Below are 19,487 nucleotides of genomic sequence, written 5' to 3' on the forward strand. Positions count from 1 at the left end.
CTCGGTGTCGCGAACGCCGATGAGAGGCGAGAGCCGTCCGCCACCACGAGGTGTCGTGCCGGCGAACGCAGGGACCCATAACCCCGGAAAGTTGTTGGTGAGCTCGGTCTCCGCCATCGCGTACGACCGATACATCACGCGGTATGGGTCCCCGCGTTCGCCGGGACGACAGTTGTGGGCGTGGTGACTGCGCCGGCTATTTCGCGCCGACCGCCTTCTTGCGCCAGGCCAGATGCACGGCGCAGGTGCAGCCGGCCGGATGACTGGCGAGCTCCGCGGGCGCGGCGTCGTTGGCTGCTGCGGGAGCGGGCGCAGCGGTTGCGCGAGGCGTCTCTGCCTGCTGGCCGCCCCTCGCCGGGATGTAGTTCAGGATCGGCGCCAGCCAGCGCTCGACCTCGGTCACCGTCATGCCCTTGCGCGCGGCGTAGTCCTCGACCTGGTCGCGCTCGATCTTGCCGACGCCGAAATAGAAGCTCTCCGGCGAGGCGAAATAGAGGCCCGAGACCGACGAGCCCGGCCACATCGCAAAGCTCTCGGTCAAGCGGACGCCGGCATTCTTCTCGGCATCGAGCAGCTCGAACAAGGTCGCCTTCTCGGTGTGGTCGGGCTGCGCCGGATAGCCGGGGGCCGGGCGGATGCCCTGATACTTCTCCAGGATCAGGTCATCGGCGGAGAGCGCCTCGTCCGGGGCGTAGGCCCAGAACTCGCGGCGGACGCGGGCATGCAGGCGTTCGGCAAAGGCTTCGGCGAGGCGGTCGGCCAGTGCCTTGACCAGGATCGAGGAGTAGTCGTCATTGGCGTTCTTGAAGCGGTCGGCGACGGCGTCCTCGCCGAGGCCCGTCGTGACGACGAAGCCGCCGACATAGTCCGGCACGCCGGCATCCACAGGCGCGACGAAATCGGACAACGCGGTGTTGAAGCGGCCCTCGCGCTTCTCGAGTTGCTGCCGCAGCGTGTGCAGCGTCGCGACCTCCTGGGTGCGGCCGTCGTCGGCATAGAGCACGATGTCGTCGCCGACGGCGTTCGCCGGCCAGAAGCCGATCACGGCGCGCGCCGTGAACCACTTCTCGTCGACGATGCGCTCGAGCATCTTCAGCGCGTCGTCATACAGCGCCCGCGCGGCCTCGCCGACCTTGGCATCGTCGAGGATGCCAGGAAAACGACCGGCGAGCTCCCAGGTCTGGAAGAACGGAGTCCAGTCGATATAGGGCACGAGCTCGGCGAGGTCATAGTCGACGAACGTCTTGGTGCCGAGGAAGGTCGGCTTCACCGGCTTCGCCTTGGCGAAGTCGATCTTCGGCGCGTTGGCGCGGGCGTCCGCGAGCTTCAGCCGCTTCTTGTCGGCCTGGCCGCGCAGATGCGCCGCGGCGATCTTCTGATACTCGCTGCGAACCTCCGTGGCGTAGGCATCCTTGCGCTCCGGCGACAGCAGTGAGGAGGCGACGCCGACGGCGCGGCTGGCGTCGTTGACGTGAACGACCGGGCCATTCTGGTAGTTCGGATCGATCTTGACCGCAGTATGGACGCGGCTCGTCGTGGCGCCGCCGATCAGCAGCGGCACATTGAGACCCTGGCGCTCCAGCTCGGACGCCAGATAGGCCATCTCGTCGAGCGAAGGCGTGATCAGGCCGGACAGGCCGACGATGTCGGCGTTCTCGGCCTTCGCCGTCTCGATGATCCTGGCCGCGGGCACCATGACGCCGAGGTCGATGACCTCGAAATTGTTGCACTGGAGCACGATGCCGACGATGTTCTTGCCGATGTCGTGCACGTCGCCCTTGACGGTGGCGAGCACGATCTTGCCGGCGTTGGAGCGCTCATTGGCGCGGCCCTTGTTGGCGGCCTTCTCCGCCTCCATGAACGGCATCAGATAGGCGACCGCCTGCTTCATCACGCGCGCCGACTTCACCACCTGCGGCAGGAACATCTTGCCGTCGCCGAAGAGGTCGCCGACCACGTTCATGCCGGCCATCAGCGGGCCTTCGATGACGTCGAGCGGCCGGGTCGCGGCAGCGCGGGCCTCTTCGGTGTCCACATCGATGAACTCGGTGATCCCATGCACCAGCGCGTGGCTCAGCCGCTTGCCGACCGGCCATTCGCGCCACGCGAGATCGGCCTCCTTGGTCTGCTTGCCCTGGCCGCGAAACTTCTCTGCCAGCGCTAGCAGCCGCTCGGACGCGCCGGGGTCGCGGTTGAGCACGACGTCCTCGCACACCTGGCGCAGCTCCGGATCGATGTCGTCATAGACGATCATCTGGCCGGCATTGACGATGCCCATGTCCATGCCCGCCTTGATGGCGTGATACAGGAACACCGAATGCATGGCTTCGCGCACCGGCTCGTTGCCGCGGAACGAGAAGGAGAGATTGGACACGCCGCCGGAAATGTGGGCATGCGGCAGGTTATGGCGGATCCAGCGTGTCGCTTCGATGAAGTCGACGCCGTAGTTATTGTGCTCTTCCAGCCCGGTAGCGATCGCGAAGATGTTCGGATCGAAGATGATGTCTTCCGGTGGGAAGCCGACCGTCTCGACCAGGATCTTGTAGGCGCGGGCGCAGATCTCGGTCTTGCGCTGATAGGTGTCGGCCTGGCCGGTCTCGTCGAATGCCATCACCACGACCGCGGCGCCGTGCCGGCGCGCGATCTTCGCTTCGTGAATGAACTTCTCCTCGCCCTCCTTGAGCGAGATCGAGTTCACCACCGGCTTGCCCTGCACGCATTTCAGGCCGGCCTCGATGACGCGGAATTTCGAGGAGTCGACCATCACCGGCACGCGGGCGATGTCCGGCTCGGCGGCGACGAGGTTGAGGAAGGTCCGCATCGCGGCTTCCGAATCGAGCAGGCCCTCGTCCATGTTGACGTCGATGACCTGGGCGCCGTTCTCGACCTGGTCGCGCGCGACCTGCAGCGCCGCGGTGTAGTCGCCGGCGGTGATCAGCTTGCGGAATTTCGCCGAGCCGGTGACGTTGGTGCGCTCGCCGACATTGACGAAGGGAATGGCGGGCGTCAGCTCGAACGGCTCCAGGCCCGACAGCCGCAGCCGCGGCGCGATCTCGGGCACGGCGCGCGGCTTGTGCGGGGCAACGGCGGCGGCGATCGCGGCGATATGGTCGGGGGTGGTGCCGCAGCAGCCGCCGACGATGTTGACGAGGCCGGCCGACGCGAACTCGCCGATCAGTCGCGCCATGTAGGCCGGCGTCTCGTCGTACTGGCCGAACTCGTTGGGCAGGCCGGCATTGGGATAGGCGCAGACCAGCGTGTCGGCGACGCGGCCGATGTCGGCGACATGCGCGCGCAGATCCTCGGCGCCGAGCGCACAGTTGAAGCCGATGGTCAGCGGCTTGGCATGACGGACCGAATTCCAGAACGCCTCCGGCATCTGGCCCGAGAGCAGGCGGCCGGACTTGTCGGTGATGGTGCCCGAGATCATCACGGGCACGTCGATGCCGCGCTCCTCGCAGAGCTCGGCGATGGCGTACAGCGCCGCCTTGGCGTTGAGCGTGTCGAAGATGGTCTCGAGCAGCAGGATGTCGGCGCCGCCATCCAAGAGCCCGCGCGCCTGCTCGCCATAGGCGAGCCGGAGATCGTCGAAGGTCACGGCGCGGTAGCCGGGGTTCGACACGTCAGGCGAGATCGAGGCGGTGCGGTTGGTCGGACCCATCGCGCCGGCGACGAAGCGCTGTTTGCCGTCCTCGGCGGCGACGCGGGTCGCGGCATTGCGCGCGAGCCGGGCGCCCTCGCGGTTGAGCTCGTAGATGATGTCGGAGAGGTCGTAATCGGCCTGCGCGATCGAGGTCGCCGAGAACGTATTGGTGGCGACGATATCGGCCCCGGCGCGCAGATATTGCGCGTGGATGTCCTCGATGGCGTCGGGCTGCGTGAGGATCAGCAGGTCGTTGTTGCCGCGGAGGTCACGATGGAAGTCGCGGAACCGCTCGCTGCGGAAGGCGGCCTCGTCGAGCTGCAGCGCCTGGATCATCGTGCCCATGGCGCCGTCGAGAATCAGGATGCGCTCGCGGGCAGCGTCAAGGAAGGCGGTACGCGCTGGAGATACAGGGGCGGACATCAGGCGGCAGCCTTGTTGGCGGACTTCGGACGGATGCCGAGCAGATGGCTGATCGCGAACACGAGGTCGGCGCGGTTCATGGTGTAGAAATGGAAGGTGTCGACGCCATGCTTGGCGAGCTTTTGCACCTGGCCTGCGGCGACGGTCGCCGCGACCAGCTTGCGGGTCTCGGGATCGTCGTCGAGACCGTCGAATTTTTCGGCCAGCCAGTCCGGCACCGTCGTGCCGGCGCGGGTCACGAAGCCGCGCGCCTGCTTGAAATTGTGCATCGGCATGATGCCGGGCACGATCGGGATCGTGATGCCGCGGGCGCGGACACGGTCGAGGTATCGGAAGTAGAGATCGTTGTCGAAGAACACCTGGGTGATGGCGCGGGTGGCGCCGGCGTCAACCTTGGCCTTGAGCATGTCGATGTCGGCGTCGAAGTCGCGGCTCTCGGGGTGCTTCTCCGGATAGGCCGAGACCGAGACCTCGATATCGGGATGGCGCTTCTTGATGCCGGCGATCAGCTCGGGCGAGCTCTGATAGCCTTCGGCATGGGTGTAGTAGGGCGTGCCGATGCCGCCGGGCGGATCGCCGCGCAGCGCCACAATGTGGCGGACGCCGACCTCGTGATAGCGGTCGACGACCTCGTCGATCTCGTGGCGCGAAGCGCCGACGCAGGTGAGATGCGCCGCCGGCAGCAGCGCGGTTTCCTTCAGGATGCGCGCGATCGTGGCGTGGGTGCGCTCGCGCGTCGAGCCGCCGGCGCCATAGGTCACCGAGACGAAGCTCGGCTCCAGCGGGGCGAGGCGCTCGATCGAGGCCCACAGCGTCCGGTCCATCTCCTCGGTCTTCGGCGGGAAGAACTCGAACGAGATCTTCGGCCGGGGAATCGCGGTGTGGCCGTCGGCAATGGCGGTGGCGAGGTCGGTCATGGCAACGCAGGTTCCGGCTGGGGCGTAAATTTCAACTCAAGAGGGGATCGGCCTCTGGATGTGCCAAGATAAGGGAAGGGCGCTGCAATAAACAGCCCACCAGAAATGGGATTTGGCCCACTGATATGGCAAGAAGCGGATTTTTGAGGAGCTATTGGAAATGCAGAGTGGGACGATAAAGGTAAACAATATCAAAGGTTATCGATTATGGCGAAGGGGTTTTTATCAATTCTGAATGTGGGATAGTTTGGTTTCGTTGATGTATACAATCGTATTGTCCCAACATTAGGTCCAGCCATCCACTGCATTTCCGGCAGGTCACCATCGCTTCCAGCCCATTGTGGCGCGCCTCGCAGTCATTAGGTTGAAGCCATGATCCCGATTTCAGTCCTCGACCTCTCCGTCACCACCACCGCCACGCCGGCGTCAGTGGCGCTGCGTAACAGCATCGACCTGGCCCGTCACGTCGATCAGCTCGGCTACGTCCGCTACTGGCTGGCCGAGCACCACAGCCTGCCGTCGGTGGCGAGCCCGTCGCCCGACATCATGATTGGGCAGATCGCGGCAGCGACGCAGCACATCCGCGTCGGCTCCGGCGGCGTGATGCTGCCCAACCATGCGCCGCTGGTGGTCGCGGAGCGCTTCAAGATGCTGGAGGCACTGTTTCCCGGCCGGATCGATCTCGGCCTGGGCCGCGCGCCCGGCACCGACGGCACCACGGCCTATGCGCTGCGCAGCCGGCTCGACCGTCGTGAGGGCGATGACTTCCTGGAGCGGCTGCATGAGCTGATGCTGTGGGAGACCCGCGAGTTCCCCGCCGGCCATCCCTACAACAACGTGATCGCCATGCCCGATGATGCGCCGCTGCCGCCGATCTGGCTGCTCGGCTCCAGCGACTATTCCAGCGAGCTGGCGGCGCAGCTCGGCATGGGGTTCGGCTTCGCGCATCATTTCGCGAGCCACGATGCCGTGGATGCGATGCGGACCTACCGCGCGCATTTCACACCGTCGCGCTGGCGTTCGCAGCCGCATGCGATCCTGGCAGTCGCAGTGGTGACGGCCGAGACCGACGCCGAGGCCGAGCGGCTGGCGTCGTCGATGGACCTCAACCGCTTGCGGCGCGACCGCGGCCAGTTCCTGCCGCTGCCGAGCCCGGAGGAAGCGACGGCGTACATGTATACAGACGCGGACCGGGCCTCGATCGCGCGCAACCGCTCGCGGCTGTTCGTGGGCGCGCCGGCGACGGTGCGGGCCAAGCTCGATCCGATGATCGCGGCGAGCCAGGCCGACGAGCTGATGGTGATCACCGCGATCTACGATCACGACGCCCGCAAGCGCTCCTACAGCCTGCTCGCCGACGCCTTCGGCCTCGAGCGGAAGGCGGCGGCATAAGCAGGACGGCGCTGGTCTCACCATGTGATCAGCGGCGAGCGATGCAGAAAGCTGTCGTCGCTCACCTGATCCACCACGAAGCGCGCGACGTCGGCCCGCGCGATCGTGCCGCCGTGAAAGCCGGCGAGATCCGTCAGTGCACGCAGCTTCTGCCCGCCAGGCTTGTCGTTCAGCATGGCGGGGCGAACGATGAGCCAATCGAGCCCGCTGTCGCGAATGACGGCCTCCTGCCGGTTCTTGTCCGCGTAGACGTTGCGCAGCAGCAGCGGCAGGATCAGCCGGTCGTAGACGAAGCCGCCATGGCCGCGGCTGTCGCCGGCGCCGATGCCGGTGATGGCGACCAGACGCGCGACATGCTCGGCCTTCATCGCGTTGACGAGCGCGCGCGTCGAGGTCGAGAGCGTCGTGACCTCGCGGAATGGACTGAGCGGTGTGCCCAGTGAGCTGATCACGGCGTTCTGTCCCTTGAGCGCCTTGCGCAGCGTAGCTTCGTCGCGGGCATCGCCGACGATCAATTGCGCGCCTTGCAGATCCCCGGCCCTCTCCGGCGAGCGCACCAGCGCGGTGACGTGATGGCCGCGCGCCAGCGCGTCGCGCACGATCAGCCGTCCGGTGCCGCCGGTCGCGCCGAGCACGAGGATGTTGGGCTTCATGGTGACGCCATCGTTCGTTTGATTGGTCATGATGACCTCCTTGGATTGCGCGGGACGCTCTCATGGAGACGTCCCGCAGACGCATGGGGGGTGTGCCGTCAGGCGACGGTCGCGATCTCGGCGACGAAGTCGCGATAGGAGCGCAAGGGGCGGCCGAGCAGCGCGGTCAGGCGGGCGACGTCGCCATCGTCCGGCACCATGCCGTCGGTCTGAAAGCGCTCGCTCATCAGCCGCATGTCGAACGCCATCCAGCTCGGCATGAGCTGCCGCAGGTTGGTCTCGAAGCCCGCGGTGTTGTCGCCGCCATAGCCGATCGGACGCCCCAGCACCTCGGACCAGACAGCGGCGGCATCGGCGCCGTTCAGCGTGTCGGGGCCGACAAGGTTGATCCGCGTCAGCGGCAGCGGCGTCGAGGACTGCTCGCGGCGGATCAGCTCGATGGCCGCGATCTCGCCGATGTCACGGGCATCGATCATGGCGAGGCCTTTGCTGCCGATCGGCATCGGGTACACGCCGTAGCCGCGCACGACGTCCCTGATCGTGAGATCGTTGTTCATGAAGTAGGCCGGCCGCAGGATGGTGGCGTCGAGGCCCATCTGCTCGATCATCCGCTCGACGGCGAATTTGCCGGCGAAGTGCGGCACGTTGACGTAGACGTCGCTGTGGATCACCGAGAGATAGGCGATCCGCTCGATGCCGGCCTCGCGAGCGATGTTGAGCGCGACCAGCGCCTGGGTGAATTCGTCTGATGTGACGGCGTTGAGCAGAAACAGCGTCGAGACGCCAGAGAGCGCGCCGCGGAGCGAATCGATGTCGAGCAGGTCGCCTTGGGCGATCTGAACGCCCGCTGGAAAGTTGGCCTTGGCGGGATCGCGGACGAGGGCGCGGACATCGGCGCCGCGCTTGACGAGCTGTTCGACGACGCGGCGGCCGACATTTCCAGTGGCGCCGGTCACGAGGATGGTCATGGGGATCACTCCGGGTTGGTTGTTGGGACACCCGGAAGATATCGATCCACACACGAGCCAATAGACGCTATATCTGGACAGGTCGTCTCACTGGTGGAACGGATGGATCTGCTTGCGCTCGCCGATTTCAATCTCGTCGCCCGCCACGGCGGATTCGGCCGTGCCGCCCGCGCCAGCGGTCGTCCCAAGGCGACGTTGTCCCGCCGGGTCGGCGAGCTGGAAGCGAGCCTGGATCTCAGGCTCATCGAGCGCGGCGGACGCGCGCTGAAGCTGACCGAGGAGGGGCGGGCGCTGTTCGAGCGCGCGGGCGCGCTGCTCACCGAGCTCGACGAGACGGTCGCCGCCATTTCCTCCGGCGGCGACAAGCCGCGCGGCCGGTTGCGGATCAGTGCGCCGCTGCTGTTCTCGCAGACCGCGATGGGCAAGCTCGCCGCCGCGTTCGCGCTCCGATATCCCGAGGTCCGGCTGGACGTGACCACCGACGACCGCACCGTCGACATGGTCGAGGAAGGCTATGACCTGGTGATCCGGGTCAATCCCGATCCCGATGAAAGCCTGGTTGGACGCATCTTCCTGCGCGACCGACTGGTGGTCGTGGCGAGCCCAGGCCTGACGCGGCCGGCGGATCACGCCGTCGTTCCAGCGGTCGTGCGCGGCAGCGATCAGAACGCAGTCTGGGAGGTGAAAGCGCCGGCGGCACGATCGCGCATCGCGTTCGACCCCATCCTTCGCCTGTCGTCTCTGATCATGGTTCGCGATGCGGTCCGCGCGGGCGTCGGCGCCGCGTGCCTGCCGCTGTCGCTCGTCAGCCACGATCTGGCGGCCGGCCGGCTGGCGCATTGGGGCGATCTGGACGCGCCCGCGATCGCGCTATGGACGCTCTATCCGTCACGCCGGCTGCTGAGCGCGCGCGTCTCCGCCTTCCTCGAGCATCTGAAGGAGGCGTTCCCGACGGGAACGCCCGCGGAGCTCGCGGCCTATCTCGAAGCGTGAGCCCCGATCACTCCATCCGCTCGCTGAAGGTCGCGCGGAACGGATGCGCCGGATAGACGCCGACGATGCGCAGCTCGCGCGAGAAGAACTTCAGCTCCTCCAGCGCGAAGGCCAGCCCCTTGTCGTTGGGATGGCCGTCGACGTCGGCGTAGAACTGCGTGGCGAAGAAATTGCCGTCGACCATGTAGCTCTCGAGCTTGGTCATGTTGACGCCGTTGGTGGCGAAGCCGCCGAGCGCCTTGTACAGCGCGGCCGGCAGGTTGCGGACGCGGAACACGAAGCTCGTCACCAGCGGCCCGGAATTCTGCTCGGCCCACTGCTCCTGGCGCGCCAGCACGACGAAGCGGGTGGTGTTGTGGGCCTCGTCCTCGATGTCCTCGGCGAGGATGTCGAGGCCGTAGATCTCGGCGGCCAGCCGCGAGGCGATTGCCGCCACGCTCTTGTCGCCGCGCTGCGAGACGTCCCGCGCGCTGCCCGCGGTGTCGCCGGCCACGATCGGCCGGACGCCGAGCTGGCGGATGATGCGGCGGCACTGGCCGAGCGCGTGGACGTGGCTCTCGACCGTCTTGATGTCGGCGAGCCTGGTGCCCTTCAGCGCCATCAGCTGGTGGCGCACCGGCAGGAACCATTCGCCGATGATGTAGAGGCCCGAGGCTGGCAGCAGATGGTGGATGTCGGCGACGCGGCCGGCGACCGAATTCTCGATCGGGATCATGCCGAGATCGGCCTCGCCGGAGGAGATCGCGCTCAGCGCGTCCTCGAAGGTCGCGCAGGGCATGGCCTCGGCGGTCGGATAGGCCTCGGAGATGGCGATGTGGGAATTGGCTCCCGGCTCGCCCTGGAATGCGATTTTCAAGATCTTGCTCATGGTGGGCCTTCTAGCAGCTCAAGCCTTTGTCAATTAAGCCTTGGACAGCAGCCGGCGTGCGGTTTCGAGGTCGGCCGCGGTGTCGACGCCGCGCGGCACGGCGTCGACCACCATCACGTCGATGCGCATGCCGGCCTCCAGCGCCCGCAGCTGTTCCAGCTTCTCCTGCTGCTCCAGCGGCGATGGCGGCAGGCTGACGAAGCGCTCCAGCGCCGCCCGGCGGTAGGCGTAGAGGCCGATGTGATGGTACCTCGGTCCGTCGCCATGCGGCGCCGTGGCCCGGGTGAAATACAGCGCGCGCAGGCGCCGTCCACCGACAGGCGAGCCGACCGCCTTGACGACGTTCGGATTGAGGCTCTCCTCCTCGGTATGGATCTGCGCGGCAAGGGTCGCGATGTCGACCGCGGGATCCTCGAGCGGCGGCAGCACGTCGCTGATATTCTGCGGGTCGATGGTCGGAAAGTCGCCCTGCAGATTGACCACGATCTCGGCCTCGCGGGCAGGGTCGAGCTTGCACATGGCCTCGTAGATGCGGTCTGACCCCGAGGGATGATCCGGCCTGGTCATGACCACTTCGCCGCCCGCGGCAGCGACGGCCGCAGCAATCTCCGGCGTGTCCGTTGCCACGGCCACCCGGCCGATTCCCGCCTCCTGCGCGCGCCGGAGCACCTGCACGATCATCGGCTGGCCGGCGATGTCGAGCAGCGGCTTACCGGGCAGGCGGGTCGAGGCCATGCGGGCCGGGATCAGCACGAGGATTTTGGACTTGGTCATCCGGGAAACGGCAGGTCGGAGCCGGTCGCAACAGCGCGGGCCGGGCTTGATGGGGACAGCGAAAGCGGCCCGCTTATACGGGTTGCCAGAGCACGGGCAAACCGATATCTCACTTCTGCCGCAGGGGGAGGCGCGACGGCTCGATTCCGCTCGATGCCTTCACGAGTCCTTTCTCGAATCCTGGGGCGATTCACGGTCGCGGCCCCGCGGCCCCCAAGCAATGAAATCCGCCCTCGGAGCCTGATTCCAAAATGGACTCCTTCGAACTGAACAAAATCCTCGGCGCCGTCCTGGCCGCCTGTCTGGTCGTGCTGGTCACGAGCTTTTCCGCCGGCGCGCTGTTCGCGCCGAAAATGCCGGAGAAGCCGGGCTTCGAGATCGCGGTGAAGGAGGCCGAGGGCGCAGGCAAGGAAGCCGCTGCGCCGGCCGCGGCCGAGCCGATCGAGAAGCTGCTGCAGACCGCCTCGGTCGAGAAGGGCGCCGCCGCTGCCAAGAAGTGCGCGGCCTGCCACACCTTCGACAAGGGCGGCAAGAATGCCGTCGGCCCGAACCTCTACGGCATCGTCGGCGACAAGGTCGGCGAAGGCCGCGGCTTCAAATTCTCGGCAGCGATGGCGGCCAAGGGCGGCACTTGGACGATCGAGGAACTCAACCACTTCATCGCCAATCCGAAGGGTTACATCCCGGGCACCGCGATGGGTTTTGCCGGCATCCAGAAGGACTCGGAGCGCGCCGACGTGCTGGCTTACCTGAACTCGCTGTCGGACAATCCGGCGCCGCTGCCGACCGCAGCCAAGTGATCGGCTGCAGACCTCCAGTTTCCGACGGCCGGGCCCCAAGCCCGGCCGTTTTGCTTTGCGGGGCGAATTTCGCCGCATTTGGGACCTTTGGTCGCATCCACCTCGTTCACAACCCGGTATCATGAGGAAAAAGCAAGGTTATTGGTCGAAACCTTGCCGTATATTGGTCCCCTGAATGGAACGGGTTCACGGGCTGGAGCACCCTGGCTGAGGCCGGCGAAACCTGCCCTTGCGAATTGGGTTACGATCGAACGTTGGATCTTTGAGCAGCAGCGGCCACGGCCGACCACCTGCTTCAAGCGGTCTTATTCAGAGGAAGTCTCATTTGACGATTACCCGACGACAGCTCCTGCAGAGCAGCGTCTTCGCTGCGATGACCCCGGCGCTCGGCACCGCCGCCAGCCTCGTCCCGCTCGACGCCGCGCAGGCGCAGGCCGGCGAGCAACTGGTCTGGCGCCACGGCCTGTCGCTGTTCGGCGAGATCAAGTACCCGGCCGACTTCAAGCGCTTCGACTACGTCAATCCCGACGCGCCCAAGGGCGGCACAGCGCGGATGATCTCGCTCGGCACCTTCGATAATTTCAACATCGTCGTGATGTATGTGAAGGGCAACATCGCCTCCGCGGCGGGGCTGGTCTACGAGACCCTGATGACGCGGTCGCAGGACGAGGTGTCGACCGAATACGGCCTGCTCGCCGAGTCGGCGGCGTATCCGGACGACTACTCCTGGGTCATCTACCGCCTGCGCAAGGAAGCGCGCTGGAACGACGGCAAGCCGGTGACGCCCGAGGACGTCATCTTCTCGCTGGACGTCCTGAAGAAGAACAGCCCGCACTATTCGTCCTATTATCGCCATGTCGTGAAGGCCGAGAAGACCGGCGATCTCGAGGTCAAGTTCACCTTCGACGGTCCGGGCAATCGCGAGCTGCCGCACATCGTCGGCGAGCTGCTGGTGCTGCCGAAGCACTGGTGGGAAGGCACCGACGCGCAAGGGCGCAAGCGCGACGTCACCGCGACGACCCTGGAGCCGCCGCTCGGGTCGAGCCCGTATCGCATCAAGGAATTCGTGCCCGGCCGCTCGATCAAGATGGAGCGCGTCAAGGACTACTGGGGCGCCAGCCTGCCGGTCCAGATCGGCCAGAACAATTTCGACGAGCTGCAGTTCGAATATTTCCGCGACAACATCGTCGCCCTCGAGGCCTTCAAGGCCGACCAGGCCGACTGGATCAACGAGAATTCCGCCAAGCAATGGGCGACGGCCTACGACTTCCCGGCCATCAACGACAAGCGCGTGGTCAAGGACGAATTCCCGATCAGCGATTCCGGCCGCATGCAGGGCTTCGCCTTCAACCTGCGGCGTCCGCAATTCCAGGACGCGCGGTTGCGGCGCGCCTTCAACTACGCCTTCGATTTCGAGGAGATGAACAAGCAGCTGTTCTACGGCCAGTACAAACGGATCAACAGCTATTTCGAAGGCACCGATCTGGCCTGTTCCGGGCTGCCGCAGGGCCAGGAGCTGCAGATCCTCGAGGAGTTGCGCGACAAGGTGCCGCCGGACGTGTTCACCACGGTCTACCAGGCCCCGGTGGGCGGCAATCCCGAGAACGTTCGCGCCAATCTGCGAGAGGCCACCAGGCTGCTGAAGGACGCCGGCTTCGAGATCAAGGACCGCAAGCTCGTCGATCCCGCCGGCAAGCCGGTCACGGTCGAACTCCTGGTCCAGGACCCGTCGTCCGAGCGCATCGTGCTGTTCTACAAGCCGGCGCTGGAGCGCCTCGGCGTCGCGGTGACGGTCCGCCAGGTCGACAACGTCCAGTATGAGAACCGGGTGCGCACCTTCGACTACGACATGATCATCGACGTCTGGGGGCAGTCGCTGTCACCCGGCAACGAGCAACGCGATTTCTGGGGCTCCAAGGCCGCCGACGAGCCCGGCTCGAAGAATACGATCGGCATCAAGAACCCCGCCGTCGACGCGCTGATCGAGAAGATCATCTACGCCAAGGATCGCGCCTCGCTCGAAGCCGCGACGCATGCGCTGGACCGGGTGCTGCTGTGGAATTTCTACGTCGTCCCGCAGTTCACCTATCCGTTTTCGCGCAGCGCGCGCTGGGACCGCTTCAGCCATTTCACGCCGTTCCCGAAATATGCGCGGTCCGGCTGGCCGAATCTGTGGTGGTACGATGCCGACAAGGCCGCCAAGGTGAAGCGCTCTTGAGCCGGCTTTCTCATTTGTCGCGGCGCGGCGTGCTCGGGCTTGGGCTCGGCGCGCTCACGGCGCCGTTGCTCACGCCGGCCAAGGCCGCGGAGTTCGGCGCCGAGGCCCACGGCATGTCGGCGTTCGGCGATTTGAAATATCCCGCCGACTTCCGGCAGTTCGACTACGTCAATCCCGACGCGCCGAAGGGCGGGCTGTTCTCGCTGATCCCCTCGGTGCGCGCCTACAACCAGTCCTACCAGACGTTCAACTCGTTCAATGCCTATGTCCTCAAGGGCGAGGGCGCCCAGGGCATGGATATGACGTTCGCGACCTTGATGGTGCGCGCGAGCGACGAGCCGGACGCGGTGTATGGGCTGGTCGCGAAGTCCGTCGCGATATCAGCGGACAAGCTGAGCTATCGTTTCACGCTCCGTCCCGAGGCGTGCTTCCACGACGGCACGAAGATCACGGCACATGACGTCGCCTTCTCGCTGAACACCTTGAAGGAAAAGGGCCACCCGCTGATCGTCGTGCAGCTGCGCGACTTCATCAAGGCCGAGGCGCTCGACGATGCGACCGTCGTGGTGAGCTTCGTCGAGAAGCGCGCGCGCGACGTGCCGCTCTATGTCGTCACCCTGCCGATCTTCTCCAAGGCCTGGTACGCCAACCGCGCCTTCGACGAGAATCCGCTCGACGTGCCGCTCGGCTCCGGCCCGTACAAGGTCGGCAAATACGAGATCAACCGCTATGTCGAGTTCGAGCGCGTCAAGGACTGGTGGGCCGCCGATCTGCCGGTCAGCCGCGGCATGTATAATTTCGACATCGTCCGCTACGAGTTCTATCGCGACCGCGACGTCGCCTTCGAGGGCTTCACCGCCAAGAGCTATCTGTTCCGCGAGGAGTTCACCTCGCGCATCTGGGCCACGCGCTACGATTTCCCGGCGATCAAGGACGGCCGCGTCAAGCGCGAGCTGCTGCCGGACGAGACGCCGTCCGGCGGGCAGGGCTGGTTCATCAACACCCGCCGCGACAAGTTTGGGGATCCGCGCGTCCGCCAGGCGCTGACCTACGCGTTCGACTTCGAGTGGACCAACAAGACCATCATGTACGGCGCCTATGCGCGCACCGTGTCGCCGTTCCAGAACTCCGACATGGTCGCGGTCGGGCCGCCGTCGCCGGAAGAGCTGAAGCTGCTGGAGCCGTTCCGCGGCCAGGTGCCCGACGATGTGTTTGGCGAGCCCTTTGTCCCTCCCGTCTCCGATGGCTCGGGGCAGGATCGCACGCTGCTGCGCAAGGCCACGCAACTGCTGCAGCAGGCCGGCCTGCCGGTGAAGGACGGCAAGCGGCTGCTACCGAATGGCGAGGTGTTCGCGATCGAGTTCCTGATCGACGAGGTCTCGTTCAAGCCGCATCACGGCACCCTGATCAAGAACCTGCAGACGCTCGGCATCGACGCCGATCTGCGCATCGTCGACGCCGTGCAGTATCGCGCCCGCGTCGAGGATTTCGATTTCGACATCACGGTGCAGCGGCTGTCGATGTCGCCGACCCCCGGCGACAGCCTGCGGCCGTATTTCACCTCGGACGCGGCCAAGACCAAGGGCTCCTACAATCTCGGCGGCATCAGCAATCCCGCGATCGACGCGCTGGTCAACAAGGCGATTTCGGCGGAGACCCGCATCGAGCTGACCTTGGCCTGCCGGGCGCTTGATCGCGTGTTCCGCGCCGGCCACTACTGGATACCGCAATGGTATCGCCAGACCCACCCGATCGCCTATTGGGATCAGTTCAGCCACCCGCCGAAGCCGCCGAAATACGCCTCGGGCGTCGGCGCCCCCGACATCTGGTGGTACGATGCCGCCAAAGCCGCAAAGCTGGAGCAGGCGAAGTAGTTCATGGCCGCCTATATCGCCCGTCGCATCCTGCTGATGCTCCCGACCCTGCTCGGGATCCTCTTCATCTCCTTCGTCGTGGTGCAGTTCGCGCCGGGCGGCCCGGTCGAACGCGTCATCGCGCAACTGACCGGCGCCGACACCGGCGGCACCTCGCGCATCTCGGGCGGCAGTGGTTCGGATTTCGGCGCGCGGCCGCCGGGACAGGTGGGATCCGGCGGCGAGCTGAACTCGAAATATCGCGGCGCGCAGGGGCTCGATCCCGCCTTCATCAAGCAGCTCGAAAAGCAGTTCGGCTTCGACAAGCCGGCGCCGGAGCGGTTCGCGCTGATGGTGTGGAATTTCGCGCGCTTCGATTTCGGCAAGAGCTATTTCCGCGACACGAGCGTGCTGCAGCTCATCAAGGAGAAGCTGCCGGTGTCGATGTCGCTCGGCATCTGGATGACCCTGCTGACCTACCTGATCTCGATCCCGCTGGGGATCCGCAAGGCGGTGCAGGACGGCTCGCGCTTCGACGTCTGGACCTCGGCCGTGATCATCATCGGCTACGCCATTCCGGGCTTCCTGTTCGCGATCCTGCTCATCATCCTGTTCGCTGGCGGCTCGTTTCTCAACATCTTCCCGCTGCGCGGGCTGACGTCGGATGGCTGGTCGGACTTCCCGTGGTACTGGAAGATCATCGACTATTTCTGGCATCTCACTTTGCCGCTGGTATCGATGGCGCTCGGCGCCTTCGCGACCATGACGCTGCTGACCAAGAACTCGTTCCTCGACGAGATCCGCAAGCAATATGTCATGACCGCGCGCGCCAAGGGCTGCAGCGAGAACCAGGTTCTGTACGGCCACGTGTTCCGCAACGCCATGCTGATCGTGATCGCCGGCTTTCCAGGCACCTTCATCAACGCCTTCTTCTCCGGCTCGCTGCTGATCGAGACCATCTTCTCGCTGGATGGGCTCGGCCTGCTCTCGTTCGAGAGCATTCTCAATCGTGATTATCCCGTTGTGTTCGGCAATCTCTTCATCTTTTCGCTGCTCGGCCTCGCGATCAACCTGATCTCGGATCTGACCTACATGTGGATCGATCCGCGGATCGACTTCGAGGCGCGGGAGGTCTGATGACGATCACAGCCACCCCTCCGGTCGAGACCAAGGCGCAGGCCCCGCTCGGCGAGGCCGTGCCGCCGACGCGGCACCGCTTCCGGCCGTCGCCGCTCAATCAGCGCCGCTGGCAGAACTTCAAGGCCAACCGCCGCGGCTACTGGTCGCTGTGGATCTTCCTGTTCCTGTTCGTGGTGTCGCTGTTCGCCGAGCTGATCGCCAATGATCGGCCGTTCCTGATCAAGTTCGACGGCCACCTGTACTTCCCGGCGTTCGTCACCTATCCGGAAACGGCATTCGGTGGCGACTTCGAGACCGCCGCGGACTATCGTGATCCGTATCTGCAGAAGCTGATTGCGGACAAGGGCGGCACGGTGATCTGGCCGCTGGTCCGCTACTCCTACGCCACGCACAATCTCGATCTGCCGACGCCGGCGCCATCGCCGCCGACCTGGATGCTGACGGAGGAACAGTGCAAATCCGTGGTCGAGAAGAAGGGGCTGAAGAGCTGCCGGGATCTCGAATACAACTGGCTCGGCACCGACGACCAGGGCCGCGACGTCGTCGCACGGCTGATCTACGGCTTCCGCATCTCCGTTTTGTTCGGCCTGTCGCTGACGTTCTTCTCCTCGATCATCGGCATCGCCGCCGGCGGCGTGCAGGGTTATTTCGGCGGCTGGGTCGATCTGTTGTTCCAGCGCTTCATCGAGATCTGGAACGCGATTCCCTATCTCTATCTGCTCCTGATCCTGTCGGCGGTGCTGGTGCCCGGCTTCTTCACGCTGCTCGGGATCATGCTGCTGTTCTCTTGGGTCTCGCTGGTCGGCCTGGTGCGCGCTGAATTCCTGCGCGGCCGCAATTTCGAGTACATCCAGGCGGCGCGCGCGCTCGGCGTCTCCAACGCCGTCATCATGGTCCGCCATCTCCTGCCGAACGCGATGGTCGCGACCATGACCTTCCTGCCCTTCATCGTGTCGAGCTCGGTGATGACCCTGACCGCGCTCGACTTCCTCGGCTTTGGCCTGCCGCCGGGATCGCCGTCGCTGGGCGAGATGCTGTCGCAGGCCAAGTCCAACGTGCAGGCGCCGTGGCTCGGTCTCACCGGCTTCTTCTCGGTCGCGATCATGCTGTCGCTCTTGATCTTCATCGGCGAGGCCGTGCGCGACGCATTCGATCCGCGCAAGACGTTCAGGTGACCGACATGGATGCGATCAGCCAGCCGCTGCTTTCGGTCAGCGCTCTCTCGGTGGCCTTCCACCAGCAGGGCCGCCTGTCGACCGCCGTCGACCACGTCTCGTTCGACATCAAGCGCGGCGAGTGCGTCGCCCTGGTCGGCGAGTCCGGCTCGGGCAAGTCGGTCAGCGCGCTGTCGGTGCTGAAGCTGCTGCCCTATCCGGTCGCCTCGCATCCGTCGGGCAGCATCCGCTTCAAGGGCCGCGATCTGCTGCCGCTGTCGGAAGGCGAGATGCGCGGCATCCGGGGCAGCGACATCTCCATCATCTTCCAGGAGCCGATGACCTCGCTCAATCCGCTGCACACGATCGAGCGGCAGATCAGCGAGATCCTGCATCTGCACCGACCGATCTCGAACGGCGCGGCGCGGGCGCGCGTGCTCGAACTGCTGACGCAAGTCGGCATCCCCGAGCCGGAGACGCGGCTCGGCAGCTATCCGCATCAGCTCTCCGGCGGCCAGCGCCAGCGCGTGATGATCGCGATGGCGCTCGCCAACGAGCCCGATCTGCTGATCGCCGACGAGCCGACCACCGCGCTCGACGTCACCGTGCAGGCGCAGATCCTGGCGCTGCTCGCCGACATCCGCGCCCGGCTCGGCATGAGCCTGCTGTTCATCACCCATGACCTCGGCATCGTCCGCCGCATCGCCGATCGTGTCTGCGTCATGAACGGTGGCAAGATCGTCGAGCAGGGTCCGGTCGAGCAGGTATTCACCGCGCCGTCGCATCCCTACACCAGGGCGCTCCTCGCCGCCGAGCCGAAGCCGGACCCCGCGCCGCCGCGGCCCGATGCGCCCGTGGTGATGCAGGCGAAAGACCTCAAGGTCTGGTTTCCGATCAAGCGCGGCCTGTTCCGCTCCACCGTCGGCCACATCAAGGCGGTCGACGGCGTCAGCATCGCCGTGCGCAAGGGCGAGACGCTCGGCGTGGTCGGTGAATCCGGCTCCGGCAAGACCACGCTGGGGCTGGCGCTGCTGCGGCTGATCTCCTCCGACGGTCCGATCGTGTTTCTTGGCAACGAGATCCAGGGGCTGACCTTCAAGCAGGTGCGCCCGTTCCGCCGCGACATGCAGATCGTCTTTCAGGACCCGTTCGGCGCGCTCAGTCCGCGCATGTCGGTCGGCGACATCATCGCCGAAGGCCTGAGCGTGCATCAGCCTGACCTGTCGGAGGAGCAGTCCGAGGCGAAGGTCGTCAAGGCGCTCACCGATGTCGGGCTCGATCCGGAGACGCGCTTCCGCTATCCGCACGAGTTCTCCGGCGGCCAGCGCCAGCGCATCTCGGTGGCGCGCGCCGTCGTGCTCGAGCCGAGCTTCGTCGTGCTGGACGAGCCGACCTCGGCGCTCGACATGCTGTTCCAGTCGCAGATGGTTGAGCTGCTGCGCGAGCTGCAGCGCAAGCGCGAGCTGACCTACATGTTCATCTCGCACGACCTCCGCGTCGTTGCCGCCCTCGCCAGCCATCTCATCGTGATGCGCCATGGCAAGGTGGTGGAGGAGGGACCGGCGGTGGAGCTGTTCAAGGCGCCGAAGACCGACTACACGCGCGCGCTGTTCGCGGCGGCGTTCAGGAACGAGACGGCGGGGAATGGGGCGGCAGCGAGCTAGCGGAACCGCGAACGACAGTGGCAGGGT

General features: G+C 65.8%; 14 protein-coding genes. 8 read left to right on the forward strand and 6 right to left on the reverse strand.

From position 1 onward, the window contains the following. Positions 1-196: 196 nt before the first annotated feature. Entirely contained in the window at positions 197-4,066 is a 3,870-nt protein-coding gene (metH, locus tag QX010_RS01625) for a methionine synthase (RefSeq protein ID WP_316177200.1), read from the reverse strand. Continuing rightward, a complete protein-coding gene (gene metF / locus QX010_RS01630; protein WP_315805757.1) occupies positions 4,066-4,983 on the reverse strand; it encodes a methylenetetrahydrofolate reductase [NAD(P)H] in 918 nt (305 codons plus the stop codon). Before metF ends, metH begins: the two co-directional genes overlap by 1 nt. Positions 4,984-5,355: 372 nt before the next feature. Between metF and QX010_RS01635 the strand changes: the two genes are divergently transcribed. After that, a complete protein-coding gene (locus tag QX010_RS01635; protein WP_316177203.1) occupies positions 5,356-6,375 on the forward strand; it encodes an LLM class flavin-dependent oxidoreductase in 1,020 nt (339 codons plus the stop codon). Between the two features lie 17 nt (positions 6,376-6,392). On the opposite strand, the gene QX010_RS01640 is transcribed toward QX010_RS01635, so the two are convergent. After that, positions 6,393-7,058, reverse strand: coding sequence for an SDR family oxidoreductase (locus QX010_RS01640; protein ID WP_316177205.1), 666 nt, complete (start codon positions 7,056-7,058; stop codon positions 6,393-6,395). Positions 7,059-7,126: 68 nt separating this feature from the next. Then, positions 7,127-7,996 (reverse strand): NmrA/HSCARG family protein, encoded by an 870-nt coding sequence (locus QX010_RS01645; protein ID WP_316177207.1) that lies wholly within the window; start codon positions 7,994-7,996, stop codon positions 7,127-7,129. 102 nt (positions 7,997-8,098) lie between these two features. Between QX010_RS01645 and QX010_RS01650 the strand changes: the two genes are divergently transcribed. Next, positions 8,099-8,989 carry a LysR family transcriptional regulator gene (locus QX010_RS01650; protein WP_316177209.1) on the forward strand — a complete coding sequence of 297 codons (891 nt, stop codon included), beginning with the start codon at positions 8,099-8,101 and terminating at the stop codon, positions 8,987-8,989. A 7-nt stretch (positions 8,990-8,996) separates the two neighbouring features. On the opposite strand, the gene QX010_RS01655 is transcribed toward QX010_RS01650, so the two are convergent. Together QX010_RS01655 and QX010_RS01660 are read right to left on the reverse strand one after the other, a co-directional pair. Continuing rightward, positions 8,997-9,857, reverse strand: coding sequence for a prephenate dehydratase (locus QX010_RS01655; protein ID WP_316177211.1), 861 nt, complete (start codon positions 9,855-9,857; stop codon positions 8,997-8,999). Between the two features lie 33 nt (positions 9,858-9,890). Beyond that, positions 9,891-10,631 carry a 3-deoxy-manno-octulosonate cytidylyltransferase gene (locus tag QX010_RS01660; protein ID WP_316177213.1) on the reverse strand — a complete coding sequence of 247 codons (741 nt, stop codon included), beginning with the start codon at positions 10,629-10,631 and terminating at the stop codon, positions 9,891-9,893. A gap of 251 nt (positions 10,632-10,882) precedes the next feature. Here QX010_RS01660 and QX010_RS01665 point away from each other — a divergent pair, with 251 nt between their 5' ends. The 6 genes from QX010_RS01665 (at position 10,883) to QX010_RS01690 (ending at position 19,460) form a co-directional block, all read left to right on the forward strand. Next, a complete protein-coding gene (locus QX010_RS01665) occupies positions 10,883-11,431 on the forward strand; it encodes a c-type cytochrome (protein WP_316177215.1) in 549 nt (182 codons plus the stop codon). Positions 11,432-11,804: 373 nt separating this feature from the next. Further along, complete coding sequence (locus tag QX010_RS01670; RefSeq protein WP_315805770.1) at positions 11,805-13,649, forward strand: extracellular solute-binding protein; 1,845 nt, start codon at positions 11,805-11,807, stop codon at positions 13,647-13,649. Next, positions 13,646-15,523 (forward strand): extracellular solute-binding protein, encoded by a 1,878-nt coding sequence (locus QX010_RS01675; RefSeq protein ID WP_316177217.1) that lies wholly within the window; start codon positions 13,646-13,648, stop codon positions 15,521-15,523. The genes QX010_RS01670 and QX010_RS01675 overlap by 4 nt, the downstream gene beginning before the upstream one ends. Positions 15,524-15,526: 3 nt before the next feature. Further along, complete coding sequence (locus tag QX010_RS01680; RefSeq protein WP_315805766.1) at positions 15,527-16,639, forward strand: microcin C ABC transporter permease YejB; 1,113 nt, start codon at positions 15,527-15,529, stop codon at positions 16,637-16,639. Further along, positions 16,639-17,817, forward strand: coding sequence for an ABC transporter permease (locus QX010_RS01685; protein WP_316177219.1), 1,179 nt, complete (start codon positions 16,639-16,641; stop codon positions 17,815-17,817). Before QX010_RS01680 ends, QX010_RS01685 begins: the two co-directional genes overlap by 1 nt. A gap of 5 nt (positions 17,818-17,822) precedes the next feature. After that, a complete protein-coding gene (locus QX010_RS01690) occupies positions 17,823-19,460 on the forward strand; it encodes an ABC transporter ATP-binding protein (RefSeq protein ID WP_316177221.1) in 1,638 nt (545 codons plus the stop codon). Positions 19,461-19,487 lie beyond the last annotated feature (27 nt).

The sequence above is a fragment of the Bradyrhizobium sp. SZCCHNRI1009 genome, assembly GCF_032487575.1.
Lineage (GTDB): Bacteria > Pseudomonadota > Alphaproteobacteria > Rhizobiales > Xanthobacteraceae > Bradyrhizobium.